This window comes from Fusicatenibacter saccharivorans (assembly GCF_027667425.1).
GTDB classification, from domain to species: domain Bacteria; phylum Bacillota; class Clostridia; order Lachnospirales; family Lachnospiraceae; genus Fusicatenibacter; species Fusicatenibacter saccharivorans.
The window spans coordinates 32,009-57,798 of record NZ_JAQEGR010000011.1; the positions used below are offsets into that span (position 1 = coordinate 32,009).

22 protein-coding genes are annotated in these 25,790 nt (G+C 47.1%); 1 reads left to right on the forward strand and 21 read right to left on the reverse strand.

Translation table 11 applies throughout. The features are described from left to right. Positions 1-287 precede the first annotated feature (287 nt). The 12 genes from PGS38_RS11280 to PGS38_RS11335 all read right to left on the reverse strand — a co-directional run bounded on the left by PGS38_RS11280 (position 288) and on the right by PGS38_RS11335 (position 11,729). Positions 288-977, reverse strand: a complete 690-nt coding sequence (locus PGS38_RS11280; protein ID WP_055225810.1) for a TMEM165/GDT1 family protein — start codon at positions 975-977, stop codon at positions 288-290. 12 nt (positions 978-989) lie between these two features. Then, positions 990-1,991 (reverse strand): calcium/sodium antiporter, encoded by a 1,002-nt coding sequence (locus PGS38_RS11285; RefSeq protein ID WP_117510557.1) that lies wholly within the window; start codon positions 1,989-1,991, stop codon positions 990-992. 460 nt (positions 1,992-2,451) lie between these two features. Continuing rightward, positions 2,452-4,416: an ABC-F family ATP-binding cassette domain-containing protein gene (locus PGS38_RS11290; RefSeq protein WP_118640507.1), complete on the reverse strand. Its 1,965-nt coding sequence runs from the start codon at positions 4,414-4,416 to the stop codon at positions 2,452-2,454. Positions 4,417-4,835: 419 nt separating this feature from the next. Beyond that, positions 4,836-5,324, reverse strand: coding sequence for a hypothetical protein (locus PGS38_RS11295; protein WP_117510553.1), 489 nt, complete (start codon positions 5,322-5,324; stop codon positions 4,836-4,838). Between the two features lie 277 nt (positions 5,325-5,601). Then, a complete protein-coding gene (locus PGS38_RS11300; protein ID WP_055225836.1) occupies positions 5,602-6,126 on the reverse strand; it encodes a GNAT family N-acetyltransferase in 525 nt (174 codons plus the stop codon). Positions 6,127-6,151: 25 nt separating this feature from the next. Further along, positions 6,152-6,592, reverse strand: a complete 441-nt coding sequence (locus PGS38_RS11305; RefSeq protein ID WP_117510551.1) for a GNAT family N-acetyltransferase — start codon at positions 6,590-6,592, stop codon at positions 6,152-6,154. Positions 6,593-6,619: 27 nt separating this feature from the next. After that, positions 6,620-7,114: an AAA family ATPase gene (locus PGS38_RS11310; RefSeq protein WP_117510549.1), complete on the reverse strand. Its 495-nt coding sequence runs from the start codon at positions 7,112-7,114 to the stop codon at positions 6,620-6,622. Beyond that, entirely contained in the window at positions 7,111-7,671 is a 561-nt protein-coding gene (locus PGS38_RS11315; RefSeq protein ID WP_117805117.1) for a histidine phosphatase family protein, read from the reverse strand. The genes PGS38_RS11310 and PGS38_RS11315 overlap by 4 nt, the downstream gene beginning before the upstream one ends. A 348-nt stretch (positions 7,672-8,019) precedes the next feature. Beyond that, positions 8,020-8,625: a thymidine kinase gene (locus PGS38_RS11320; protein WP_117761365.1), complete on the reverse strand. Its 606-nt coding sequence runs from the start codon at positions 8,623-8,625 to the stop codon at positions 8,020-8,022. 92 nt (positions 8,626-8,717) lie between these two features. Then, the gene (locus PGS38_RS11325) at positions 8,718-8,948 is read right to left on the reverse strand and encodes a hypothetical protein (RefSeq protein WP_117510543.1); all 231 of its coding nucleotides are present in this window, start codon (positions 8,946-8,948) and stop codon (positions 8,718-8,720) included. An 82-nt stretch (positions 8,949-9,030) separates the two neighbouring features. Further along, complete coding sequence (locus tag PGS38_RS11330) at positions 9,031-10,656, reverse strand: AAA family ATPase (protein WP_117761366.1); 1,626 nt, start codon at positions 10,654-10,656, stop codon at positions 9,031-9,033. 122 nt (positions 10,657-10,778) lie between these two features. Next, positions 10,779-11,729, reverse strand: a complete 951-nt coding sequence (locus PGS38_RS11335; protein ID WP_117761367.1) for a 3'-5' exonuclease — start codon at positions 11,727-11,729, stop codon at positions 10,779-10,781. Positions 11,730-12,012: 283 nt separating this feature from the next. On the opposite strand from PGS38_RS11335, the gene PGS38_RS11340 reads away from it, so the two are divergent. Then, positions 12,013-14,070: an ATP-binding protein gene (locus PGS38_RS11340; RefSeq protein ID WP_118601459.1), complete on the forward strand. Its 2,058-nt coding sequence runs from the start codon at positions 12,013-12,015 to the stop codon at positions 14,068-14,070. Positions 14,071-14,219: 149 nt separating this feature from the next. On the opposite strand, the gene PGS38_RS11345 is transcribed toward PGS38_RS11340, so the two are convergent. From PGS38_RS11345 to PGS38_RS11385, 9 genes are all read right to left on the reverse strand, one after another. After that, complete coding sequence (locus PGS38_RS11345; protein WP_022461807.1) at positions 14,220-15,395, reverse strand: glycoside hydrolase family 130 protein; 1,176 nt, start codon at positions 15,393-15,395, stop codon at positions 14,220-14,222. Then, the gene (locus PGS38_RS11350) at positions 15,385-16,563 is read right to left on the reverse strand and encodes an AGE family epimerase/isomerase (RefSeq protein WP_055221154.1); all 1,179 of its coding nucleotides are present in this window, start codon (positions 16,561-16,563) and stop codon (positions 15,385-15,387) included. Before PGS38_RS11350 ends, PGS38_RS11345 begins: the two co-directional genes overlap by 11 nt. 18 nt (positions 16,564-16,581) lie before the next feature. Then, positions 16,582-17,604: a glycoside hydrolase family 130 protein gene (locus PGS38_RS11355; protein ID WP_117510535.1), complete on the reverse strand. Its 1,023-nt coding sequence runs from the start codon at positions 17,602-17,604 to the stop codon at positions 16,582-16,584. Positions 17,605-17,909: 305 nt separating this feature from the next. Continuing rightward, positions 17,910-18,911, reverse strand: a complete 1,002-nt coding sequence (locus PGS38_RS11360; RefSeq protein WP_055266843.1) for a substrate-binding domain-containing protein — start codon at positions 18,909-18,911, stop codon at positions 17,910-17,912. 12 nt (positions 18,912-18,923) lie between these two features. Continuing rightward, positions 18,924-21,113: an alpha-galactosidase gene (locus PGS38_RS11365; protein WP_119188830.1), complete on the reverse strand. Its 2,190-nt coding sequence runs from the start codon at positions 21,111-21,113 to the stop codon at positions 18,924-18,926. A 107-nt stretch (positions 21,114-21,220) separates the two neighbouring features. Then, positions 21,221-22,939 (reverse strand): phospho-sugar mutase, encoded by a 1,719-nt coding sequence (locus PGS38_RS11370; protein WP_055225852.1) that lies wholly within the window; start codon positions 22,937-22,939, stop codon positions 21,221-21,223. Positions 22,940-23,106: 167 nt separating this feature from the next. Further along, positions 23,107-23,457 carry a winged helix-turn-helix domain-containing protein gene (locus PGS38_RS11375; RefSeq protein WP_117805121.1) on the reverse strand — a complete coding sequence of 117 codons (351 nt, stop codon included), beginning with the start codon at positions 23,455-23,457 and terminating at the stop codon, positions 23,107-23,109. Further along, positions 23,454-24,713 (reverse strand): AfsR/SARP family transcriptional regulator, encoded by a 1,260-nt coding sequence (locus PGS38_RS11380; protein ID WP_117805122.1) that lies wholly within the window; start codon positions 24,711-24,713, stop codon positions 23,454-23,456. The genes PGS38_RS11375 and PGS38_RS11380 overlap by 4 nt, the downstream gene beginning before the upstream one ends. 255 nt (positions 24,714-24,968) lie before the next feature. Next, positions 24,969-25,607, reverse strand: coding sequence for a metal-dependent hydrolase (locus PGS38_RS11385; protein WP_158565921.1), 639 nt, complete (start codon positions 25,605-25,607; stop codon positions 24,969-24,971). Positions 25,608-25,790 lie beyond the last annotated feature (183 nt).

A 25,790-nucleotide genomic window follows, 5' to 3' on the forward strand; every position in this document is an offset into this window, starting at 1 on the left:
CTGCATTTCGTTGATACTAAAATCAGACATGTTATTATCCTTCATCCTCGTAAATAATGATTTGAAAATATTGTAACTATTCAGAGCCATGCGAAATGGAAGAAAAATCGCGAATCATGTTTACATGAATGAGCTATTTTTCTGGAATTTCATATGGCGAGATGGGGCTCTGAATAGTTACAAAATATTATACCCTATAAATGCTTCAATGGTAAACTTTCATTTTGCCGCATAAAAAATGCGCACCGCAGTTTTCATCAAAATCATGAGTATGCGGCACGCAGTTTTTATTTTGCTTTTTTCTTCTCTCTTTTCACAAAAAGACAGACACATGCAACAACAAAAACAGCCGTTGCAGCGATCAGTACCGGCCATACCGGCAGTGGACAGACGCTTGCGCTGATCAGTTTCAGTCCCTGGTAAAGTGTGTATACACCGAAAATTGAAAAGATGACAAACGCCAGTGTATTCAGCAGCCCATCCGGTGTCTTGCTCTTTAAGAGATAGCCGACCAGCATTCCGAGAATATCCGCTGCGAACAGTCCGAGAGAACATCCGATCCATACAACGAATGCGGATCCCATCCCTTCATTTGCACCAAAGGTGATTGCGGTAAGCTGTGTTTTGTCTCCGAGCTCTGCTACGAAGAACGTACAGAAAACGGCGAGCGGTGCGAACCGAATTTTGGATTTGCCGCCTTCTTCCTCTTCCTCGTCATCATCACCGGAAATGGTGGATGCTGCGAAGTAAAGAAATGCGAGTGCTGCAATCGTCTTAATCAGCCAGTCCGGAATGAATTCGCTGACGAGGCCGCCTGCGAGAACCGCCATTCCATTCAGTACCAGAATCGCGGCTGCGGTTCCCAGGATAATGTCTTTCAGCTTGTACTTCGAAGTAAGCGCAATCAGCATGAGCTGCGTCTTATCGCCCATCTCTGCGATGAACTCGGTAAGAAACACCTTTAGAAATAACACCATTTTCCATTCCCCTTATCTTATAATGATATAAATGGCATATGCGGCATAAAATGCGACCATACAGAAACCTTCGACTCTTCCGATTTTCTTTTTGGTTCCTGCAAAAATCCATACACATACCGTGAATACGATCAATACACACAAATCAATTATATTTTCCGTAATGATGGCCATCGGGCTGATTGCGGATGCAATGCCAAGTACCATAAGAATGTTGAAGATATTAGAACCGATCGCGTTGCCAAGTGCCATATCAACTTCATTCTTTCTCGCAGCAACGATAGAAGTTACGAGTTCCGGAAGGGAAGTTCCGATGGAAACAATGGTCAATCCGATCAGAGTCTGGCTCATTCCGAGATCGCCTGCGATTCTCGCTGCGGCATCTACGGTCACATCTCCGCCGACTGCAATGGCGACTGCTCCGCCGACGATGAACACGATACTCTTCGGAACGGAAAGCAGTTTGATATCCTCATCGGAACCGCCTTCAATTTCGACTTTTTTTCCTTCCCTGTTTGCCTTTAACGCAATCTGAACCATGTAGACAATATAGCCTGCGAAAAAACCAATTAAGATCACGCCGTCCAGGTGACCGAGCATCATACCGGATTTATCGCCGAGTCCGCTAATCCCCAAAACCATTAAAAGTCCGGCGCAGATCAGGGACAGCGGGATGTCTCTTTTGATGGTTTCCTTTGCAACTTCTACAGTAGTCAGTACGGCACAGACACCGATGACAACCATCAGGTTAAAGATATTGGAACCAATGACATTACTGACGGCAAGCTCGTTGTTGCCGGTAAGTGAAGCTGATACACTGACCGCGGTCTCCGGAAGTGATGTTCCCATGGCAACAATGGTCAGTCCGATGATGATCGACGGAACGTGCAGTCTCTTTGCTGCGCTTGAGCTTCCTTCTACGAAAAAGTCCGCACCTTTGATCAGCAGGACAAAACCGATGACGAGACAGACAAGCACAAGAGCAAACGGGGCGTTGTTGATGAAATTTTCCATGTTTTCCTCCTTTGTTTTCCAAGCATATATTCCAAAATAGTATCGTTAACAGAAGCAGGTTTTACTCATTATCCGCAAAAAAAGACTCATGTATATCAAGGAACATCCGATATGCGATACACCGGTGATTCATCGATATACATGAGTCTCATTATTTAAGATTTGCCAGATTATACTCTTTTCTTATAATCAGAATGTTGACAAATCACACATTCGTGCTAACTACTCCCTCATGGAATATTACATTACTTGATAAATACTATCAAATGTCTTCGGGGTTGTCAACAAAATTTGACTTTTTTATCCGAAAGATTTCAGCCCCGCTTACGAATGCATACCAGTCATGGGTGCAGAATACTTTACAAAATATAACAAACCGAATATCCTAAAACGAGAAAAACTTCATTTTCATGATAGTCCATTTTTAGACTGATCTATCTTTTCTATGGTACTCACCTCTCTATTCGTCCTGTGTTTCCATCTCTTCGAGTTCCAGTTCCGTTTCCATCATGCGTTCCAGCAGGGATTCCTGTGTCTGATTTTCTTCGTCTATTTTCGTCTGAAGCTCCATCAGCCGTTCGTAATCTGCGGAAAGTTCCGGGTCCATCATTTCCAGTTGAAGTTCTGACATTCTGCTCTCACTCTCCGCAAGCTGCTCCTCGTATTTTTCGAGCTGCCGTTTTAAGCGGGACAGAATTTTTCCCGGGTTATAATATTTCTTTTTGTCAAACACATCATCCAGCGTCGGAACGTCGGCCGGTTTTCGTACAGCTCCTCCCGCATTTCCCGTTTCTCTGCCCGGCGTCTGCCGTTTGATTTCTTCGAGATACTGTGCATAATTCATTTCGTAAAATTGTACGTCGCTCTCGCCGAACTCCAGAATACCGGTTGCCACCTGGTTGATGAAATAACGGTCGTGCGATACGAACAAAACGGTTCCCTCGTAGCTGGTCAGCATTTTTTCCAGCGCTTCTTTTCCCGCCAGATCCATGTGATTCGTCGGCTCGTCCAGGATCAGGAAATTCGGTTTCGTATAGAAAATCCGGCAGAGCTCCAGCCGCACTTTTTCACCGCCGGAGAGCTGCCCCATTTTCTTTTCGACATCCTCACCGGAAAACAGAAAGGCTCCCAGTGCGCTTCGGACATCGTTGCGAAGCAGGTTCGGATAAAGACTCCAGAAATAGTCGAGCACCGTCTGCTCCGGGTCGAATTTCTGGTTGACTGCTTTGTGCTGATCGAAGTAGGCAAAATCCACGCGGTTTCCAAATTGATAACTTCCGCCCAGTGGATTGATTTCGCCCACAACGGTTTTCAGAAGCGTCGATTTTCCTTTTCCGTTTTCTCCGATGATCACAATCCGTTCTGCTTTTTTGATGACGGCCGAAACCTCGCTCAGGACGGTATCGTATCCGATTTTCAGTTTCTTCATCGTGAGCACATCCGTATAGCTTTCGCGTACCGGATGGAATAAGGCGTGGAATGTCCTCGTGTCAAACCGCCGCGGTTTCTCAATTTTTACCATGTGCTCGATCGCCATTCGTTTCGAACGGGTGGCCGCAACTTTTGTCGGTGTGTTTTTCCATTTTTCAATCCACGCCGTCAGACGCTCGATTTCCTTCTGCTGCGCTTCATAGTCTTTTTCCTGTTTGATCTGTGCTTCTTCTTTTTGTTTCACAAATGCCGAATAATTTCCCGGATACCGTTTGATGTCACCGTATTCGATTTCATACGTCACATCAATCACGCGGTCCAGAAACATGCGGTCATGTGATACAATGATAACGGCATTTTCGTAGCTTTTCAGATAATTTTCCAACCACTCCACTGCAGCGATGTCGAGGTGGTTGGTCGGCTCGTCCAGAAGCAGGATGTCCGGGCGCTGTAAGAGGAGCTGAATTAGGGCAATTTTTGTCTGCTGTCCGCCCGAAAATTCACCGATCGGTTTTTCCAGATCTTCGAGCGCAAAACCAAATTTCTGGAACATCGTTTCCATATCTTTTTTCCAGCTGTACCCGTGCAGACTCTCGATTCTCCGCTCCAGAAAATCGTACTCCGCCAGCAGCTTTTTGTGATCTTCCGTCTCGGCGAGCAGCTTTTCGATTTCCTTTTTTCGTGCCTCGCACGCAAAGACTTCTGAGAAAGCCTTCTCCAGCTCCTCTTTTACCGGCACATCTCCATCGGTAAAATTAATCTGGCGCAGAAAACCGATGTTCTGTTTTCCGCTCATTGTAATCCCGCAGGTCTCGTCGCTGTCCAGATTACTCATCTCAATATCCCCGGCAATCAGCCGCAGCAGCGTCGTTTTTCCACAGCCGTTTCTACCGACAATTGCAATTTTTTCTGTATCGTGAATTTCGAAATTCACACTGTTTAAAATCGTATCCGCGCCAAACTGTACTTTTGCATTTCTGATCTGATATCTCATGTTTTATACCTTTTCTGTTGTGTGAACCTCACAGTCGGTATTTTCACGGAGTCTGACATGTCGAAAATAGTTCGACTGTGACTTACCTCATGTCAGTGGAGGATACCGATTTCTCTCCGCCCGCCACTGCTGTTATGTTTCTTTTAACAATTCATCCCACCGCTTTAGAAGCGGGGGACTTCTTGTCTACTGATGTTAAAATTCTGCTTCCATTATACCGTCTCCGCCCTTCGTTCTCAATGCCAAAAATTTTTCGAATCAAATTTGGTACGCCTGCGGCATAAAAATATCTCTGTTTTACTGATTTGCTCCAGTAAAACAGAGATATTTAACTTCCTATATATTCCGAAAGTCCCTTACGCAAAAATACTACTCATGAGTAGTATATAATATTCTTCTCTTTTTTTCAATGCTGTCTCTTAACAGATTTTCCCAACCAGCACTACAATCCCAGCTGTCACAAGTGCAATGATCAGATACAGAATCGTCGCCAGGCCTCGTTTTGTCAGCACGGTTTTCCATGGTTTTATGTACGGAATCCCTTCCATTCCTTTGATCTCCCATATTTTACTGTGTCCAACCCACACCCGGTCAAGCATAATTCCGTCGAACCAGTTCATCACCACAAGGAAGAGGTAGGATTGGAGATATGCCGTCTTGAAATCGGTGACTTTATTCCAGACAAAAATGATCGCGATCAGCACCACGAACAAAATGATGCAAAATGGAATCATAACCTGCTTTCCTTTTTTCATGACCGCATCTTTGTCGATCAGTCCACGTTTATCGGCTTCTTCTATATATTCCTTTGGATAAAAATAAACACAGTTCATTCCATCATTTCTTACCAGACACTTTACCATCAGAATAAACAGAAGACAGTATAATATGTTTTGCAACAACAGCATCTCACATTCCTCCTCAGACTACCGTTTATGTTTCTTATAGCTTCATGTTAGTTCAGGCTAATCACATTGTCAAGAGGACTTGCTGTTTTTACATTAACACTGCCGCAATGGATAAATTATAATCGTTTATAAAGCAAAAAAAGAAACGAGCAAGTCCTGTCAGGCATAAACCTTACCCAGTGAAAACCCATTTCTTTTTTAGACAATGTCAAAGATACCATACTTCTTTCTCCCATCGAACTTTCTTTACACTCGTCCCTCATTTATTTTACAATTTCTATTTCAGATTGCAAAACTCATCCGCCGTCAGCTCATAGTCGACAGAAGATTCCATTTCCCCCAGCTGATTTTTCCAGGAATTGTAATGGACTGCGGTTTTGCGGAAGCCGAGTTTCTCGTAGACATGCTGTGCTCTTGTGTTTTTGAGGTTGGTATCAAGAAAAATAACGTTGGCTCCCATGCGGAACAATTCTTCTATGAGCATGCTCAGTACAACTCTTCCAATGCCTTTTTCCTGGTAATCGGATTCGCAGATTTTGATTCCGATTTCATATCGATGATTTTCGAATACATAGAAACTCATTTCGCCGATTCGCACATCGTTGTATTCTATGATGAGTCTTCGTCTTGTTTCATCGCTGTCGTCGGCAATCTGTTTTTCAATTTCCGCTGCGCTTGTCCCAAGCCCGTTTGGAAATCCGGCGTGGGCCATGACGGTTCCATCGTTCCACCAGACGGCTAATTGTTCACAATCTTTCTTTTCGGCATTTCTAATGCACAGCTGATTGTATTTTATGTTCATTTCTTCTCTCTTTCTCTGCAATCACTTACAGCTTAGACTCATACCATTCCTCCGCCGTTTTCTCAAATCCGACCGACTGGAACATGCGCTGGCTTTGTCCATTAAAAGAATAAATATTGGCTTTTACCCGCTCCATTCCCTTTTCTCTTGCAAGCTTCAGCATCTCCAGAACGCACCGTCTTCCAATATGCTGATTCTGGTATTCTTTACAGACAACGACAGCGATTTCACTATTCTCTCTCAGCGAAACATCTCCCACCAGCACGCCCTTATATTCTATATAATAGCAGTCACCGTGCGCGGTAAGATAATCATACATCCGATGCAACAGCTCCACATCATACGGCTTCTCCCGGTTGTCCACCTGCCTACACACGTCCAGATCCTGATACCACGGAAGAGAGGCCTCGTCATTCCTGTAATATGGGATCAGCCGGAGTTCATTGTCTATGATTCGTTCGGTCATTTTGGTTTGGCTCCTTGTTTTTTGATCTTAAAGTGCTGCAATTTCCTCTGTAATTTCACAGACACTCTTATTACTCGTATCAATTTTTACCGTATCAAGTACCTGATACATCTGAATTCGTGCAATGCTTTTGTCCATAATCTCTTCCGTACGAATCTTATTTGCGATGTCGGATAATAACCGCTTCCGCAAATTTGCTTCATCCACGATCAGCGAAATTTTAATCACTCTGCATTCTTCCGTGTCCAGCTTACTGACGATTTCATCAACAATACTCTGCTCATGCATCACCCAGCAGAAAATAACGTTTTCATAAGCGCTGCAATGCAGAAAGTTATTCAGCAGATAACAGATGTTGTCCATCACCATCTCTTTCGTCTCATCCGTCACCTGAAACGGATCGGCGTCCCAGCACCAGTCGCCGTCAAGAAAAACGCTGTTCGCCAGATCTTTTTTCAGCTGCTGACTTACCGTCGTCTTGCCAACGCCCATCGTTCCGCCGATCAAATATAATGTTTTCATTTTTCTCTCCCCATAACACGAATGTCCGAAAAAATATCGTTTTCAAAAAGGATTTCAAATCCATCTGCCGGCTGAAATCTGCCATTCAGGATTTCTTTTCCATGGAAGGATATTTTTCTTACTTTGTTTTCCGCATCTTTCACTTCAATTTCACAGTAAGAAAGCAAATATGCACAGATCGCCGTCGCATGAGAAACCACGAGTGCTGTTTCTCCTTCTTCCATCTGTCCGACGATAGAATCGATCGCGGTTTTCATCCGCACCTTCACTTGATTTAACGATTCCCCGCCCGGATTGCGAAAATCGTGATCTTCATACTGTTTCAGCCAGAAATCCTCCCTGGCATCCCCGATCGTTCTTTCATGCAGCTCCTTCACAATGACCGGGTGATCTGCGATGAATTCAGCCGTTTCCATTGCTCTCCGATAAGGTGAAGAAAAGCATCTGTCCACATTTGAAAATATATTTCTTTTTGATACAGCAAGCGCTTTTCCCTCTTCCGATAGAGGAATCTGCTCATTCGGTATATCCCCTTTTTCCGGGATGGAATGCCTCATTAAAAATATTTTTTTCACTTCACTCTCCCCTGCTGTTATTCCTAAAGTTTTTTAATCAAAAACATCTCCATCGGCTTTTTTCCATATCCTTTTTCTGATGTTCCCCAGCGATAAAAAGCATGGTGCAAAACGGAGTATTATCCCAGAAAAGATTATATTGCAGCAATCAAATGTTTCCAGCGGACCTGCTCTTGTGGATATTCTTGATAAACTGATACGAATGGATGTTGTTGCAAAAGAAGCTCCTATTAACGATGAAAATGATGTGTCGCACGGACGGAAGCTTCCCACAGTTCCACCAGCGTTTCCATCCGCGGCATTCTCTCCTGTACTTCATATATTGTTATCTTACTCATCTTCCTTCCACAGCTTTCCTTCTTTATAATGTTTCCTGCAAAGCGCCACATAACTCTCGTTCGATCCAAGGAAAATCTGCGCGCCTTCCCGAACGATTTTTCCGTCTGCGTATCTCGTATTGCACTGCGCCCGTCTTCCGCACCAGCAGACCGTTGGGACTTCCTCGATGATGTCAGCGATTTCCATCAATCTTCTCGAACCCGGAAACAGATGTGTCTGGAAGTCCGCACGCAGACCGTAGCAGAGAACCGGAATCCCATAAAAATCCACGATGTCCGAAAGCGTATCAACTTCCTCCGGAGAAAGAAACTGCGCCTCGTCGATAAGAACCGCATCCACTTTCTTTCCGTGATACCGGTATTCCCCGCTGTCTGCACTCCAGGTCTCTGAAATTTCTTTTAAAAATTCATCCACATATTCCGCCGGTGCCTCCAGCCCGATGCGGGACTTGATTTCATGTTCTCCGTCGCGGTTGTCCGTCCGCGGCTTCAACAGGACAGCATACTGCCCGCGCTCCTCATAATTATAGCGAACCATCAAAATATTAGCAGATTTCGAACTGCCCATCGCGCCGTAGCGGAAATATAATTTTGCCATTGTTTTTCGTCCTTTTGTCTTTTCTTATTCTTTCAGTTCTTTCCGTAAAAACGACTCCTCATCAAGCCAAGTCTCTTAAAAATCATCGCCTTCTATTCCTTCCTCATTTTTCTTTGAATCACCCACCGAACCGCCAGCGTCACCGCAATCAGAACCGCCGCAATTACGCCATCCCGCAGAATCCCTGTATACCACGGTGCAGACCACGTCTCATACAAACCGGGGTGTGCTGTGTAGTCATAATACGTATAAACGCTCTTTCCAAGAAACACGCCAACGACACACCACAGAAAAATTCCGGAAATTTTATGGATTGTTTTCATTGCTCTGCCCCCATTTCTTCTCTATAACAGAAAACTACCGACAAACCTGCTTTTATCGATAGTTCTCTTACCTCTCAAGCACTCAATTTAAGCTTTCCACTCTACACCTGTGCTTTTTCTCCGTCTTTTCATACCCAATTCCCACAGCCAGTATTTTTCCTGTATACTTTTTCTGTTCTGCAAGCCGCGGCACAAATTTTAATGCATACTTCCTGTCTTTGATCTGCTGAATTGCTTCTTCCGGAGTGTGGTCTACTTTTAGTTCAAGAATAATTCCATCTGCGGTCAGATCATATGGATAGAAAATAAAATCCACATACCCAACTCCCGCCTTATCCTCACGCTCTACCCGGTAACTGTCACGCGCAGCCAGGTATACCAGATTGACAATGGCTGACAATTCTGTCTCATGGTTGTACGACAGCAGCGGAACTTCCGTATCGTGCACCAGTTCCAGAATTTTTTCCATCGTATGCGTATCTCCCGCCAGAGTCGCTTTCAGCATTTTCTCGGACTCTTTCGCCAGACGATATACATATCCCAGAGATTCATTCTTCATCAGCAGCTCATCAAACTTCTCCATCAATTCCCTGTTCGGAATAGACACTTTTCCATTCAAATAGCTTAAAAATCCATACACCACCATCGCAGAGTAAATTTCATCTCTCGTAGACAGGTTCATGGAAGTGGCCGCATATTCCTGTATTTTTGCCGAAACTGACTCTCCTGCTGCCATCAGTGCAAGGTCATCCCTGACGTCGGATACATTATTTCGAATGTAATAATAAATTTCATCATATGGACCTGAGCTGGTCCAGTAATTTGCCAGATTGTTAAACTGTAGTGCAAAAACAACGGAGCGTGGATTGTATACCCGCTCTCCCGATTTTGTATAATAACCGTTATACCAGTCTCGCAGACCTTTTCGCGTCACATTTTTTATTTTTCTCTGTTTTTCGCATTCTCTACAGTACCTTTCATACAAATCATCCACTTCGTCATCTGTAAATCCAAAGTATGTTCCGAACATTGGTGAATTTACCATCGTGAACTCCGCAAACATATTCAGTTCCGATCCGCTGGAATATTTCGCAATCGGCAAAATTCCCGTCATATACGATAAAATCACATAGGGACGGTCCTTCAGCAGATTACTTAAAAATGCCACATACTTTGCTTTATCCGCTTCTGTTATAAATCCCCTGTGAAAAATAAAATCCCATTCGTCCAGAACAAAAATAAATTTTTCGCCATGATACTGTTGAAAGATCTCTTCCAGAATATCTCCAATCGCATCTGTTTCACTGGTTTTTGCATCCGGATACGCTTCCCGCAGATCACTGATCAGAAGTTCTTCCACACGCTCGATATACTGTCGGTAAGATTCACAGTTTCTCGGCATTTTACTGAAATCAATCCGAATGACGTTATACTTGTTTTTGTATTTCTGGCAGTCATCCGCTTCTGAAATTTTAAGCCGGTCAAAAAGTTCACCTGAATCAATACCCTTCTGAAAAAACGAGCTGATCATATTGGCCGCAATTGTTTTTCCAAATCTGCGCGGCCTTGTGACGCAAAGATGGCGATTCCCTGCAGCCACATAGGGAAACAGTTCCTGCAGCAGCATTGTTTTATCCACAAAATACGGGCTGCGGCTCTCACTCTGATACAGGGTATACGGTGTCTGACTGTTTAAATAAGCTCCCATTCTGCGCCTCCTCTTTTCATACGTTCCATTATTTTTTATTATAACCGATCCCGCTCTGTTTTCCAATTAAAAAGGCAGAAGAAATGAAACCTTTTATCCCGTTTCCATTTCCTCTGCCTTTCTTACATTTCTTTCCTCTTCTGATTCCTCTTCTTCCGCAGGTTCTCTTTCTTCTGCCGGATTTCCCCCGCCTCCTGTTCGCTGCTGATGCGGATGGTTTTCACGACGAAGAGTTTTCCTTCATCCGAATGTTTCATGCGGGCTTTGCCTTTCAAATATCCGTGCTCCGGGCACCAGGCTACGCAGTAGTAGTTTTTCCCGCCGGCCGAAAACCAGCGTAAGCGTTTTCTTGCCGTTTTCCCGCAGATGCAGCAGTGCGTGCTGCAGACCTCGCGGTCGTGCATGGCTTCTTCTTTTGTGTCGAATTCGCGGGAGATGAATTTCGTGTAGCCATTATAGACGGCGTGGATCTCCTCTTTTTTCGATTTCGGGTTCTGATATACGTCGATCGAGTCGTACGCCAGCACAACATCCATATCGATGCGCGCAAAAATGTCGGCCGTATATTTTGCATCCGAAAGCGCCTGATGAAAATGCTCGTCCTTCGGGAGATGGAGGAAGTCGGCGGCGTACTCGAGCGCCCGGCGGCTCTTCATCGTTTCGTACTGGATCGCGAACAGTTTCTGTACATCGTAAAAATGAATCGGCCCGCGGATCAGCGACAGGAGGTTATAAAATTTCATGTTCCGCTGGAGCTCCGTCAGGTCTCCCGGTCCCCAGGTGCCGAACATGCACGCACCGCCGGAGAATGCAAAAAATTCCTGCACGGCCTGCGCAAATGGGATTCCGTTCTGCAGATCCTCTTCTGTCAGTCCGACGACCTCGCGCGTCCGGTGATGGAGATGCTGGTAGACCACCGGTTTTACAATCCGGTGAAACGTTCCCAGCACATTCCGCTCACCATCCATCTTCACCGCGCCGATCTCAATAATCTCAAATGGCAGCTTCGGGTTCTCTTTTCCTTTTCCATAGGGACACTGGTTCCATTCCAGGTCAAAAATCACATAGTCCATTGTATTGTCAATCCTTCATTCTGTGTCGTCTGTCCCTATTATAAATGATTTTGATATAATGAGCAACTATCTGGCAATTCCATTCTCTGCCCATTCTGGCAATTTTCTTCCTGTGCATTACATTTCCCATTCATTTCATCCTGTTCTCTTTCAAACTTAACGCTTCTTTTATTGAAATCCCAGGGTAAATCCGATATAATATTTTTAACTCCGGCCTTCGTTTTTACTCAAAAAAATCACCTGAAAAAGCCGGAAATATTACGAATTTAGATGAGCATCCGATATGAAAACAAAATTAACGCAAAAACAGATTCGATTTCAGGCGCTTCTGCTGTTTTTTATTACATTTTTTCTTGTCGAGCTCTGCGCCGGTTTTCTGTATCAGAATCAGTTAAAGGAAGCAAAGCTGAAAGCTGACTATACCGCACAGACGACCATCGGCCGCGTGAAATCGCAGTTAAACCATTATCTTGCCGAATCCAATCTGATGAAACACATGATTGAAGCCGGTTATACCGTCAATGACGAAGAGTTTTCCGTCCTCTCCTCGCTGATGCAGGACGACCAGAATGTCATCAAAGCACATGAGCTTGCAAAGGACGGCATTGTCACACTGATTTATCCGATGCGTGGAAACGAAGCCGCTCTCGGACTCAATACGCTCGAAAATCCTGCCAGACGGCAGGAGGCCACTCTTGCCAAAGAGAGCGGTGAGTACACCATCGCAGGACCATTTGAACTGCAGCAGGGCGGCATCGGCGCACTGCTTTTTGACCCGATCTACACAACCGATGACAGTGGAAACAAGACCTTCTGGGGCTTTTCGCTTCTCGTTCTCGACTGGGAATCCTTTCTGGATGAAATCGAACTGAATACGCTGGAAGAAGCCGGCTATACCTACGAAATCTGGAAAATTTCTCCGGCCACCGGCGAACACGTTTCCATCGCACACTCCGGTAATTCCCGGCGTTCCGATGCCATGGAAGTTCTCTGCACCGTGCCGAACGACACCTGGCATTTTGAAATTGTACCGAAAAACGGCTGGCTCAGTCTGCTGCAGGTTTTTGTTTTCTTTGCACTCGGGCTCATCCTTTCCCTGCTTGCCTCTATTGGTTTTCTGCAGTTCCAGATGCGCCGCTATAAAGACGAGATTCACGCAGCAGAACTGGAAAAAGCCGTACAGGAAGCACAGTCTGCCAACGAAGCAAAAACACGTTTTCTGTTCAACATGAGCCACGACATCCGAACCCCGATGAATGCCATCATCGGTTTCTCGGATCTGCTGGAAAAGCACATCGACGAGAAGGACCGCGCGGTCGACTACATTGCAAAAATCAAGTCCTCCAGCAGTTTTCTGCTCTCCCTGATCAACTACGTGCTTGAGATGGCGCGCATTGAGAGCGGTAAAGCCTCGCTGAAAATCGAGCTCGGCAGCTACAGCGAGCTGATCAATTCCCTGAATGCAGTGTTTGAGCCTTCGTTAAAAAGCAAAAATCTTTCCTATCTCTGTTACAACACGGTGGAACACGATGCCATCCTCTGCGACCGGACAAAAATACGGGAGATTCTGCTGAATATCATCAGCAACTCCATCAAGTATACGCCGGAGGGCGGAAAAATTTCCGTAAAAATCGAAGAGACACCGGCACCAAGGAAGGGCTTTGCCTCCTACCGCATCACCGTGAAGGACAACGGCATCGGCATGAGCAAAGAGTATCTGCCGCATATTTTTGAAGAATTTACAAGAGAACATTCCTCCACCGAAAGCCACATCACCGGAACCGGCCTCGGCCTTCCGATCGTAAAATCCCTCGTGAATCTGATGGGCGGAACGATCGATGTGGAAAGCGAACTCGGTGCCGGAACAATAACTACGATCTGCCTCACGTTTGAACTTCCGACCGAAGAACAGCTTGCGGCTCACCAGCATAAAGACGAGATTCTCGAGCAGTCCCTGCAGACGCTTTCCGAAAAACGCGTGCTGCTTGCCGAGGATAATGACCTGAATGCAGAAATTGTACTCACCGTTCTGGAAGAAAACGGCATTCACGCCGAGCACGTAAAAGACGGCGCCCTCTGCTTAAAAGCAGTCCAGAACGCACCAGAAGATTATTACAATGTTATTCTGATGGATATTCAGATGCCGAACATGAACGGCTATCAGGCCGCAGAAGCGATCCGTGCACTCCCGGGAAAACGCGGGGAAATCCCGATTGTCGCCATGACGGCAAACGCGTTTGAAGAGGACCGCCGAAAAGCACTGGAATCCGGCATGAACGCCCATATCGCGAAACCCGTTGACGTTTCGGTTCTTCTCGAAACACTTTCCAGGTTTTCATGACCTTTACAGATCCCGATGCACCGCGCCTCTTCTATGGAATTTTAACTTCCATCGACGATCAGAAACCCAAAAACAAATAATATGCATGAAAAAAGGAGCGTTCCCGTAAAGAGAACAGCTCCTTTTTTCATGCGCCGCAGCGGACGCTTTTATTTCTCGTTTTTCAGCAGCTCCAGGTTTTTGGAGATCAGCTCGCATCTCTGTTTTACGCAGTCCGGGGATCTGTGCGGATCCTGCGGTGTGTTGAACAGATAGTCCTCGAGTTTGTCGATTGTGGTAGTTGCTACATGCATTCTTGTATCGCAGGATGCATAGTAGATGTAAACCTCTCCGTTCTCACGCGCAATCGCGCCGTTTGTAAATACAACGTTGGAAACGTCTCCGACTCTCTCTTTTCCAAGCGGAACCAGGAATACACCGGACGGCTCTGCAATGACTTTGGACGGATCGTTCAGATCGGTACCGAAGACATACAGAACGTAGCGAAGGCCTGCTGCTGTATTTCTTACACCGTGTGCAATGTTGATCCAGCATTTCTTACCTCGGATCGGCACTGCTCCAGCACCGTTTTTGGACTCGGTCAGGGTATGATAAATACGTTTGCTGATGATCTTCTCCTCGTCGATGACAGCGTGTGTGATATCATCGCAGAGTCCGAAGCCGATTCCTCCGCCGCTTCCGGTCTCAATGAAACCATCCATCGGACGGGTGTAGAAGGCATATTTTCCGTCTACGAACTCCGGATGCAGAACAACGTTTCTCTGCTGCGGAGAACGTAAGGTTTTCAGGTTGTCCAGACGCTCCCAGGTCTTCAGGTCTTTCGTTCTTACGATACCAGCCTCAGCAACAGCCGCGGACAGATCCGGATCGTTTTTGTCCTTGCTCTCAGAGCAGAACACTCCGTAAATCCAGCCGTCCTCGTGCTGGGTCAGACGCATGTCATAAACGTTGGTTTCCTCTGCGCAGGTATCCGGCAGCACAACCGGGTAATCCCAGAAATGGAATCCGTCGATACCAGTATCACTCTCTGCAACAGCAAAGAAAGATTTTCTGTCATTGCCCTCCACGCGGACAACGAGATAATACTTTCCATTCAGATAAATCGCGCCGGAGTTCATCACAGCGTTGATGCCGAGACGCTCCATAAAGTACGGATTCGTCTCCTCATCCAGATCATATCTCCAGTGAACCGGAGCGAACTCTCTTGTCAGCACCGGATACTCATAGCGGTCATAAATACCGTTGTAAAAATCTGCTTTTGTGTTCTTTCTTGCCACAAGGCGGTCTACCTTGGCTTTTTCCACATAATACTGTTTATTCAGCATCTTTTAACCTCCCAATTACTTCCATACACATACGTCCATTGTGATACGGGCATTTCCACGGTTCTACAATCGGCTCATGAATCGGGCTTCCGTCTGCATTCACGCACCAGAACCACTCAGACCCCTCTCGTTTGTCGATCACATATTCCTTGATGTAGCCCCAGATGTCTTTTGCCGCATCGAGATACTTTGTTTCCTCCGGTTTTTTCTGCCATGCATTTAAAAATCCAACGACTGCTTCTGCCTGTACCCACCAGACTCTTGTGGTATCATCCACACCGCGCTCGCACTCATTCATCAGCGAATGATTTTTGTATGCCGTGTTGTAGATATTTTCCGCAATCTCTCCGGTGATCGGCAGCAGTTTTTCCCGGTAAGCCGGATCGCCGAGCACTTCTGTACCCCGGTCGATCAGCCAGGAAGTCTCGATATCATGGCCATAAGAATACAGATCAATCAGCGTATTCCATGTCCGGTCGAAGAATACTTCCTGACGGCCTTTTTCTTTGTTATATACTTTATCCGCGAAGAGATCCATCATAAAGCGGAGACGGTCACCGGTAAACGGATCCTTTGTCACGCGGTACAGCTCGGTATATGCTTCGAAAACATGCAGCAGCGTATTCATGGTCTTCTCTGCCATGACGCCGTTCTCCGAGAGCTTTTCATTGCTCTCCGGCTTGAAATCGCGGGTAAATGCCTCGAGATAACCGTACTCGTCGGTGCAGTGTGTCTCGATGATCTGCTGCAGCGATTTTGCCAGCTCCAGCGCCTCGGTGTCGCCCGTCGCATCAAAATACGTAGACAGCGCATAAATTGCAAATGCCTGATTGTACGTATGCTTTGTCGTATCGAGCGGTTTTCCGTCGTAGGTGACAGACCAGAACACGCCACCGTACTCGCGGTCCACACACGCCTGTTTCATAAAGCGGTACGCATGCTCCGCATCGGCGCGCAGCTTCTCGTCCTTTAAGGTCAGGTACGCATTCGAGAAAAACCAGAGAATTCTGCTGTTTAAGATGCAGCCCTTCTCATACGTTTTCTGCACGTTCAGATCAAAGTCCTGATAGCCGTAAAATCCGCCGTATTCCTCATCTCTTAAGCCCTCCCAGAACGGAACGATCCGTCCAGTAAGCTCCTGCTTTACTTCCTTTGCCAAAGACTGCATCTTTTCTTTCCTTCTTTCTTATCTTCTTCCAATTTCGGTGTCAGACTCGCGTACGACACTGTTTTTCTTGATATAATCTACAATCAGATCTACGGTTGTGAATGCCAGTCCTACATACGTATCGGCTGCGCCGTAGTAGATCGCGATCTTTCCGGTCTCTGCATCGTGAATGGTTGCGCACGGGAAGGTTACGTTCGGAACGAAGCCTCTCTCCTCATACCACTCTTCCGGTGTCAGAAGGAAGTTCTGGCAGCGGTATTTTACGATGGACGGATTCTCTTTGTCGAGGATTGCGCCGCCGATGCTGTATACATAGCCATTGCAGGTGCCGCTTACACCGTGGTAGAACAGCAGCCATCCTTCGTTGGTCTCAATCGGAGCTGCGCCGCCGCCGATCTTTAAGGACTCCCACCACTCCGGGCTCTTGCTCATGACGTGGCGGTGTTTGCCCCAGTACAGCATATCCGGGCTCTCGGACAGGAAGATGTCACCGAACGGTGTGTGGCCGCTGTCGCTTGGACGGGACAGCATCACGAAGTTGCCGTTGATTTTTCTCGGGAAGAGAACGGCATTTCTGTTGAATGGAAGGAATGGATTCTCCACACGTACGAAGGTTTCAAAATCTTTTGTTTTTGCCATTCCGATGGCTGCACCGTAGAAGTCCTGGCACCAGATGATGTAGTAGGTATCTTCTACTTTTACAAGACGCGGGTCATATGCGTAAACCGGCATGAACGGTTTGCCTTCTTCGTCAACGAACTGGATTTTGTTCTCATCGAAATTCCAGTGGATCGCATCTTTGCTTCTTCCAAGGTAGATGTACGGGATTCCGTTTGTCTGCTCACCACGGAATACTCCGATGAACTCGTCGCCGTACGGCATAACGGCGCTGTTGAAGATTCTTGCTACTTCCTTCACCGGATTTCTTCCGATGATCGGATTCTCGCTGTATCTCCATACCGGTGCACCGGAAAACTCAGCCGGGCCTTCCTGCCATGGCATATTTTTGACAGCATCTCCAATAATTTTAACTTCGCTCATTTTTTGAAACCTCCATGAAAAATATTGTTTGTTTATGAGTTGTACTTTGTTTTTTTAAGTTTCTGTTAGTGGACAGAATCTTGTTTTTTAATTCTTTTTTCTCCGAACCGCCGTGTTTTATCACCCTCACGCCCAGTCCTTTAGCTTAATTTTAACATAGATGATTAATTTTTCAACTGGAAATTACTTAAAAAATAAGTTCCGTTAGATACTGTCAATTTTTAAGTGACTTTGTTGTGTAATATGTACAAAAACGGGGCATTTCAAAATGCCCCGTTTCTTAATTTATAATTCAGTTATAAAAATCAAAGCTTTACGCTCTCTTTCGGCACCAGCTGTCCGGAGACAATTTCCATATTTTTGCCGGATGCCGCGCCGCGGATCTGCTTCAGCGCTTTTTCGAGCGCTACTTTTACCATCGCCTTCGTATTGATCTCATACGAAGTGATCTTGAGATCCGGGAAACCCGGATACAGGTAATTATCGAAGCCGACAACGGAAACGTCCTCCGGCACGGAGATGCCGCGTTTTTCCAGCTCGAGCATCAGAAGGCCGGCGGTCAGGTCGCAGTTGCAGACGAACGCTTCCGGCATCTGTTCCGGGAGATGAATTTCGATCTGGCCCCGCTCATCACGGTCCTCCAGAATCCATTCCGCCGGTGTCACATCGCGGTGTTCCAGAACAGCCTTAGAAAAACCGCAGTACCGATCCATGATACTGCTGGAAAAATGAATCGAACCGACAAAAGCCAGCTTGGTAAGGCCATGCTCATACAGGTATTCCGTCATCAGATACATTCCGTGAAAGTTATCTGCGATCACGGCATCTTTTGCCAGCTCATTGTCGTAGAAATCCAGAAATACGATCGGAAGATCCACGTTTTTCTTCAGATAGTGGATGTAATCGCGGCTCGTGTCTCCCATAAGGATCAGTGCATCGACGGTCTGCTCCTTGGCGATGCACGGCACGATCATCTCATCTTCCATCTCCTGTTTCAGGATCTCCACGGTCACCATACAGCTCTTTTCCGTCGCCGCCAGTGCCATCTCCTGATACATTTTCCAGTAAAATGTCGTATACTCTGCCAGATACCGTTCCGGAATCACCACTCCGATGCAGCGCAGGCTTTTTCCCTGTGTATTTCTCGCTCCGCTTCCCGGCTGGCGGTACCCCATTTCCTTTGCAATTTCCAGAATCCGGGCGCGCATCTCATCGCTGACCCCTTTCTGTCCTGTAATCGCGTTATGCACGGTGACGGCGCTGACGCCCGCCACCTTTGCAATATCTGCCAATCTTACTTTTGCCATATCCGTTGCTCCTTAGTCTACTGCAACAAAGTGATACAGTCTGCTGACGAAATCACCCCAGAAATCTTTCATCCGGAAACCGGCATTCATCAGCATCTCGCCGCTGTAAACCTCATCGGTTCCCTCCAGACGATATTTTTTCGCCGGATCAAAGCCGCGCAGGCGAACCTTGCGGGACGGCATATTTGCCTGTGCCAGCACCTGTACGTAGGTCACAAGCACTTCGCTTTTATCCTCCGATGCTACTGCCCAGCAGTCGGATCTGTGGTTTTCACGGCTGGAAAGAATACGGTAATACTCTCCCTCGCGGATCAGTTCATGATATTTGTGATACATTGCGGTCTGCTCCGGAATCAGCTTTCTCTCTTCTTCCGGCAGTTTTGTGATATCAAGCTCATAGCCGAACGTTCCGGCCAGTGCCACATGGCCTCTCGTTGTAAACGGAGTTACACGGCCAACCGTGTGGTTCGGGCATACGCTGACGTGTGCACCCATTGAGCAGAGCGGGTAAATGAGGGCTGTTCCCTCCTGGATTTCCAGACGCTCAATCGCATCGGTGTCGTCGGAGCACCAGATCTGCGGGCTGTAGTAAAGCATTCCAGGATCGAAACGTGCACCGCCGCCGGAGCAGTTCTCCAGAAGCAGATCCGGGAACTCCTGTACCAGACGCTCCTGCATCGCATACATACCGAGCACGTAGCGGTGGAACAGCTCCTGCTGGGAATCTTTGTCCAGGTAGGTGCTTCCCAGGTCGCTTAACTGACGGTTCATATCCCATTTCACGTATTTGATGTTTGCACTGCGCAGGATTTTTGCCACACATTCATACGCATAATCCTGCACTTCCGGGCGGGAGAGATCCAGCACGTACTGGCAGCGGATCTCAGTCGCTTCTCTTCCCGGAATCTGAATCGCCCATTCCGGGTGCTCTCTGTAGAGATCAGAGTCCGGGGAGATCATCTCCGGCTCGAACCAGATACCGAATTCAAGACCGATTTCATTCACTTTGTCAACCAGATTTTTCAGGCCGCCTTTGATCTTCTCTTCGTTGACAACCCAGTCACCGAGGGAAGAATCGTCTTTATTTCGTTTTCCGAACCAGCCGTCATCCATAACAAGCATCTCGATGCCGTCTTTTTTTGCCTCTCTTGCGATATCGAGGAGTTTATCGGTATCAAAATCAAAGTAAGTTGCTTCCCAGTTGTTAATCAGAATCGGGCGTTTTTTGTGGTTGTACGGGCTGCGGATCATATGTCTGCGATAAAATGCATGGTAGGAACGCGTCATTTTGCCAAGTCCCTCGGCAGAGTAGACCATAACAACCTCCGGCGCCTGGAATTCATCGCCGGCTTTTAAATTCCAGCAGAACTCCTCCTGGTTGATACCCATCACCATACGCACGGTGTCGAACTGGCATCGTTCCACCTGACCGATGAAGTTTCCGGAATATACGAAATGCATTGCGTAAACCTCGCCGCGCTCCTGATCCGTTCCCGGTGTTACCATTGCCACGAACGGATGCTCCTGATGGCTGGACTCGCCTCTTCCGGAGGAAACGAGCTGTTTTCCGTAACGGAGCGCACCCTGCTGGATGTGGCGTTCTCTTCCCCAGGATCCATGAAGAGAAAGCATCTCAAAGTCTTCGTTGTCCATATCGAGGCAGGCACTGTAGATTTTCTCTACCTTCAGCGCTTCACTGCCTTCATTTTTCACGCGGACACTTCGGGTGATAACGTTTTCTTTTGTAAAAACAGAGTAGGAAAGGATAACAACAAGATCAAGAACAGGATCTTTGCAGGTGATTTCCAGAGTTTCTACTTCGTCCTCGGTTCCAAAAGAAGCCGGAAGACCGGTCAGCGGGCGTTTTCCTTTGAAAATTTCATAGGAATCAAAGAAAATCTCACATCCCATACGGCCCTGTGCATTTCTTATATTCAGACAGCTCTCACGGTAATCGCCGACTCCTCCGGTCGGGTATTCCATTGGAAAACGGTCGAGGAACGAAGATTTCTCTCTCTTATTGACGGACGGGGTGAACGGCGGCTCATCCATGCGGAGCGGATACAGATCCGGCTCTCCGTGCAGAAGGGGTCCGTAGTAAACATGTCCGACGTAGCCTTCCGGGCTCAGGCCGATCACATACGTCGTATTCTCTGTATTTAACTGAAAAAGCTTTTTCTCATCATAATATAAAATCGCCATTTTCTTCTCCTTATTTCAGGTAAGCTTGATCCGCCGGGCCGATTTTTGTACAAAAAGACCTCACCCGCCGGGCTGAGGCCTTTTTTTGTTTCTATATCACACAGCGTTTAAGCAGTTACCATTGCATTTTTTAATTTTTCCAGTTTCTCGGCTGCATCTTCAAGGGATGTGCCTTTTACGCCGAAATAGAATTTGATCTTCGGCTCAGTACCGGATGGGCGCACACAGCACCATGCGTTGTTTTCCAGCTCATAGTAAAGAACGTTGGAGGACGGAAGTCCGGTCGCGCTCTTCTCTCCGCTTACGAGATCCTGGCGTACATCTGCTTTGTAATCGCGTACGGCAAGAACCTGGAAACCGCCCAGCTCTTTTGGCGGGTTCTCACGGAAGTTGGTCATCATGGTCTGGATCTCTTTTGCACCGTCGATACCTTTTAAGGTCATCGTTGCAAGACCCTCTTTGTAGTAGCCGTACTCCTCGTACATATCCACCATGGCATCCCACAGTGTTTTGCCCTGCTGTTTGTAGTATGCAGCAACCTCGCAGAGCATCATAACTGCCACGCAGGCATCTTTATCTCTTGCATATGTTCCGGCCAGGCAGCCATAGCTCTCTTCCAGACCAAATACATAATTGTGTGCACCGCTCTGCTCAAAAAATTTGATCTGCTCGCCGATGTATTTGAATCCGGTCAGAACCTCGATCAGTGCCACGTTATAAGCTTTTGCGATTGCTTTTGCCATATCGGTCGTAACAATCGTCTCAACGAGTGCCGGGTTCTCCGGCATGGTTCCGTTCTTGGTGCGCTCACGCAGAATATACTCTGCGATCAGCATACCGGACATGTTTCCGGTGAAGCTTACGTACTCGCCGGTCTTGCTGTCTTTTGCATAAACGCCGAGACGATCTGCATCAGGGTCGGTTGCAAGGATGATGTCAGCGTCTACTTCTTTTGCCAGTTTCAGCGCCAGTGTCCATGCTTTCTCGTCTTCCGGGTTCGGGTAAGCCACCGTCGGGAAGTTTCCGTCCGGCACTTTCTGCTCTTTTACAACGTAAACCTGATTAAAGCCAAGCTCGCGCAGAACGCGGCGTACCGGCACATTTCCGGTTCCGTGAAGCGGTGTGTAGACGATCTTCATATCTTTTGCCGCATCTTTGATGATTTCCGGATGAATGCTCTGCTCTTTTAATTTTGCAACGTAACGGTCATCAAAATCGGTTCCGATGACCTGGAACAGGCCTTCTGCTCTTGCATCATCTTCTTCCATCGTTTTAACGGCAGAAAACTCGGTTACTTTTGCTACCTCTGCGAGAATGTTTTTGTCGTGCGGCGGTGTAATCTGTGCGCCGTCCTCCCAGTATACTTTGTATCCGTTGTACTCTCTCGGGTTGTGGCTTGCGGTAATGACGATACCGGAAATGCAGCCGAATTCACGGACAGCAAAAGAAAGCTCCGGTGTCGGGCGCAGGGACTCGAACAGATACGTTTTGATTCCGTTTGCATTCAGGCAGAGTGCTGCTTCGCGTGCGAATTCCGGAGACATTCTTCTGGAATCGTGTGCGATGGCTACGCCTTTTTCCTGTCCGTTCTGGGAAATGATGTAGTTGGCAAGGCCCTGGGTTGCCTGGCGTACGGTGTAGATGTTCATGCGGTTGGTACCCGCTCCGATGACACCGCGGAGTCCGCCGGTACCGAACTCAAGCTGACGGTAGAAACGGTCTTCGATTTCTGCCTCATTTCCTTCGAGTGCTTTCAGCTCTTCTCTGGATGCCTCATCAAAATATGGATCATTGCACCATTTTTCATATACTTCTCTGTAACTCATGTTTGTTATCCTCCCTGTCTGTTGTACTTTATTTAACTTAAGACAGCAGACTTTTTCTGGATTTAAGCTCGTTTCATCACAGCTTAAAGTTACCATTTGTTTAGTCTGCTGTCAACTTAAAAATTAATTTATTTTTTCTAATTCTCTTGGTTCCTGATAAAGCTCTTTTAGATCACTGAGAACCTGTACTTTTCCTTTGCGGTCTGCGGTGCTCCAGGCTTTTCGTCAGTTCCATGACAGCCTTCATATAGCAGGCATGATCCTCTCTTAACCGGCCATACCTTCCGCAGCGTTCCGCGCAGACGGTACATCATATTTTTCAGTGCTCCGTACGGATTTTCACTCTCCTCATCCGTCCAGAGTGCTTCGGTTAACTGTTCCAGTGTTACGATGTGGTTTTTGTTGCAGATCATATAAACCAGCAGCTTTGTGATCATCGGGGAATGAATCGCTTCCTCGTTGAGGCAGCGTGTTTCATCGTACATGCGGAATCTTCCAAGCAGCTGTACGCGAATCATAAAACATCGTCTCCTTCTAAGAACTCAAGCTCTTTTTCGATCTGAATTGCCGGCAGTGCACTGTATTTCAGATTCTTTGCCCAGCCTTTTTTCTCCTCGGAGAAGCGCTCGCTGATTCTCTTGTAGACGAGTTCGCATCCTCTCTGGCTGCCGCCCTGCAGCAGAATCACATACTGGGACGGGCTGTATTTTGCAAAAAAATCGGAATGACGCAGGCTGCGTTTCATTACCTCAAGCAGCTTTTCGGACATACGGTCAAGGCGCGGACCGCCTTTTGCCGGGTAACCTTTTCCGTCTGTAATGGTGCACAGCATCAGCCACGGCATCTGTCCGTTCAGCTCGGACATACGGTAAACAAGTCGGTAGCAGTCACGGAATCCGGCGAGGGAACAGAAGAATGCTCCGCCCTTTTCTCCCGGGCTCTCCTGAAGATCTGCCTGTACCTCTTCGATCACGCGGTGTCTGCTGCCCATGCGGCTTCCCAGATAGCGGTACTGCTCCACCAGTTTCTCGCTCGGTGTAACGCCAAGCTCTTCAAAGTAATGTTTCGAGGTCTGCTCGTACAGTTTCATGGCCTCTTTGTATCTCTCCAGGCCGATCAGCGCCTGCATCTGGACTGCCTGCCACTCGTCGAACGGATACAGTTCGGAAGCAACAGAAGTCAGTTTCTGCAGCTCATCGAACTCCTCGTTTTTCAGAAGATACTCACTTACTTCTTTCAGTGCATCGGAATATACTTTTTTCAGCTGCGCGCGCTCCGCCTGTACCCACTCTTCCTCGCCGAAATCTGCAAGGAACTCTCCGGTGTACAGCTCCAGTGCTTCGATCATCTGATCCATGCGCGCTTTCTCGTCCGTCTCTTTTCCTGCTTCCAGGATCTTATTTTTGATATCAATCGCATCTACCTCGACCGGCATCGGGCTGGTCCAGTGGTAAACGCCTTTCTGTGTATAAATGTACTCAAACTGCGGAAGTCCTGCCTCGACAAGGCTTCTTTTCAGGCGATGTACGCCGACACGCAGGCTGTTTGCCGCGTCCGCCACATCTTCTCTTCCGTATGTGCTCTCCAACAGTCTTCCTCTGGAAATTCCATTGTCCTTGTTATAGAGGAAAATCTGCAGAAGTCTCATCGATTTTGTTGCCATTGTTTTCCGGAAGGAAATCGGCTGGTCGCCGTACTCCAGGAAAAAACTTCCCATCATGTGTACTTTTAAAAGCGGTAACTGTTCTGTTTGGTTTTTCATTTCTTCGTTCATACTAACTCCTGTATTGCCTGTTGTGCTCTAATCTCTGTGGTCGGTTGCGCTGCGCTCCGCAATCGGCTGCGGTAACGGGCCGGCGGTTCCCTGTTCGTTCATTTCAAAAACAATTACGGACGCCGGATTTCTGTTTTCTATTTTACATCATTTTAATCAAAAATCCTACTATAAAATGTATAAAATATTAACTTTAACACCGAAAAATTCCTGCTTTTTCTTCTTTTGTCTTGTTATCTTTTTGTCAATCCCATCTCATCCGTAAATTGCCCGCATGATTTTAGCCATCAGCCGCCCTGCAGGCGCCGAGAGCACCAGTACTACAGCAAGAGATACCATGCCGCACCCGAGCAGTGCGCGGTTCACAAGTCCCCGTGCTGAGCAGAATCCGAGGCAGAATCCCTTCTTCCAGGGCCAGAACAGCTTTTCCGGTTTCCGGTTGAAAAAATCGAGCACCAGATGGGACAGAAAGCCCACGGTAAAATAAGCGGACGCATCCGGGTAGATGATGTCCACGCACGCCGTCAGCAATGCCAGCGCCGCAAATGAATGCATGAAGGAGCGGTGCGGCTGCTGTTTCCCATAGGCGCAGATCAGCAAAAATGCTGCCGTTCCGGTGAGGAGACGCAGCACGCTGCTGTCGCTTGTGAGGCGGCGGTAAATTCCAAGATTCAGTTTATACTCCGCAAGAATTGTGAGCACCGCAACTGCAACTGTTGCCGTAATAATCTTATCGGCATCGCGGTGCGCCTGTGAAGTGCCGACATCAATGTCACTGATCAAACCGCCGATCGCGGCAGCCCCGGCACCGGCCACAAGCGCGGGAACCGTCTGCGGCTGTAAAACAGCAAGTGCCGCTGCTGTTCCAATAAAAAAATGTGTTCTTCCAAGCATTTGTCTGTTTTTTCCTTTCGTAAAATTTCCTTTATCATAGCACATTCCCGCCCTTTTATGCAACCATTTGTTCGATTCTTTTACGACCGTATGGTCCTATCAGGATCAAAAAAGAACCTCCTGCGACCGTTTATCGCCGCAGGAGGTTCTCCTCTGTTTCTGCCTTTATTCCATACTATTTCC

Coding starts and splice junctions, on each gene's coding strand:
- PGS38_RS11280 (WP_055225810.1), bottom strand. CDS start 977: ATGGTGTTATTTCTAAAGGTGTTTCTTACCGAGTTCATCGCAGAGATG.
- PGS38_RS11285 (WP_117510557.1), bottom strand. CDS start 1,991: ATGGAAAATTTCATCAACAACGCCCCGTTTGCTCTTGTGCTTGTCTGT.
- PGS38_RS11290 (WP_118640507.1), bottom strand. CDS start 4,416: ATGAGATATCAGATCAGAAATGCAAAAGTACAGTTTGGCGCGGATACG.
- PGS38_RS11295 (WP_117510553.1), bottom strand. CDS start 5,324: ATGCTGTTGTTGCAAAACATATTATACTGTCTTCTGTTTATTCTGATG.
- PGS38_RS11300 (WP_055225836.1), bottom strand. CDS start 6,126: ATGAACATAAAATACAATCAGCTGTGCATTAGAAATGCCGAAAAGAAA.
- PGS38_RS11305 (WP_117510551.1), bottom strand. CDS start 6,592: ATGACCGAACGAATCATAGACAATGAACTCCGGCTGATCCCATATTAC.
- PGS38_RS11310 (WP_117510549.1), bottom strand. CDS start 7,114: ATGAAAACATTATATTTGATCGGCGGAACGATGGGCGTTGGCAAGACG.
- PGS38_RS11315 (WP_117805117.1), bottom strand. CDS start 7,671: ATGAGGCATTCCATCCCGGAAAAAGGGGATATACCGAATGAGCAGATT.
- PGS38_RS11320 (WP_117761365.1), bottom strand. CDS start 8,625: ATGGCAAAATTATATTTCCGCTACGGCGCGATGGGCAGTTCGAAATCT.
- PGS38_RS11325 (WP_117510543.1), bottom strand. CDS start 8,948: ATGAAAACAATCCATAAAATTTCCGGAATTTTTCTGTGGTGTGTCGTT.
- PGS38_RS11330 (WP_117761366.1), bottom strand. CDS start 10,656: ATGGGAGCTTATTTAAACAGTCAGACACCGTATACCCTGTATCAGAGT.
- PGS38_RS11335 (WP_117761367.1), bottom strand. CDS start 11,729: ATGGACTATGTGATTTTTGACCTGGAATGGAACCAGTGTCCCTATGGA.
- PGS38_RS11340 (WP_118601459.1), top strand. CDS start 12,013: ATGAAAACAAAATTAACGCAAAAACAGATTCGATTTCAGGCGCTTCTG.
- PGS38_RS11345 (WP_022461807.1), bottom strand. CDS start 15,395: ATGCTGAATAAACAGTATTATGTGGAAAAAGCCAAGGTAGACCGCCTT.
- PGS38_RS11350 (WP_055221154.1), bottom strand. CDS start 16,563: ATGCAGTCTTTGGCAAAGGAAGTAAAGCAGGAGCTTACTGGACGGATC.
- PGS38_RS11355 (WP_117510535.1), bottom strand. CDS start 17,604: ATGAGCGAAGTTAAAATTATTGGAGATGCTGTCAAAAATATGCCATGG.
- PGS38_RS11360 (WP_055266843.1), bottom strand. CDS start 18,911: ATGGCAAAAGTAAGATTGGCAGATATTGCAAAGGTGGCGGGCGTCAGC.
- PGS38_RS11365 (WP_119188830.1), bottom strand. CDS start 21,113: ATGGCGATTTTATATTATGATGAGAAAAAGCTTTTTCAGTTAAATACA.
- PGS38_RS11370 (WP_055225852.1), bottom strand. CDS start 22,939: ATGAGTTACAGAGAAGTATATGAAAAATGGTGCAATGATCCATATTTT.
- PGS38_RS11375 (WP_117805121.1), bottom strand. CDS start 23,457: ATGATTCGCGTACAGCTGCTTGGAAGATTCCGCATGTACGATGAAACA.
- PGS38_RS11380 (WP_117805122.1), bottom strand. CDS start 24,713: ATGAACGAAGAAATGAAAAACCAAACAGAACAGTTACCGCTTTTAAAA.
- PGS38_RS11385 (WP_158565921.1), bottom strand. CDS start 25,607: ATGCTTGGAAGAACACATTTTTTTATTGGAACAGCAGCGGCACTTGCT.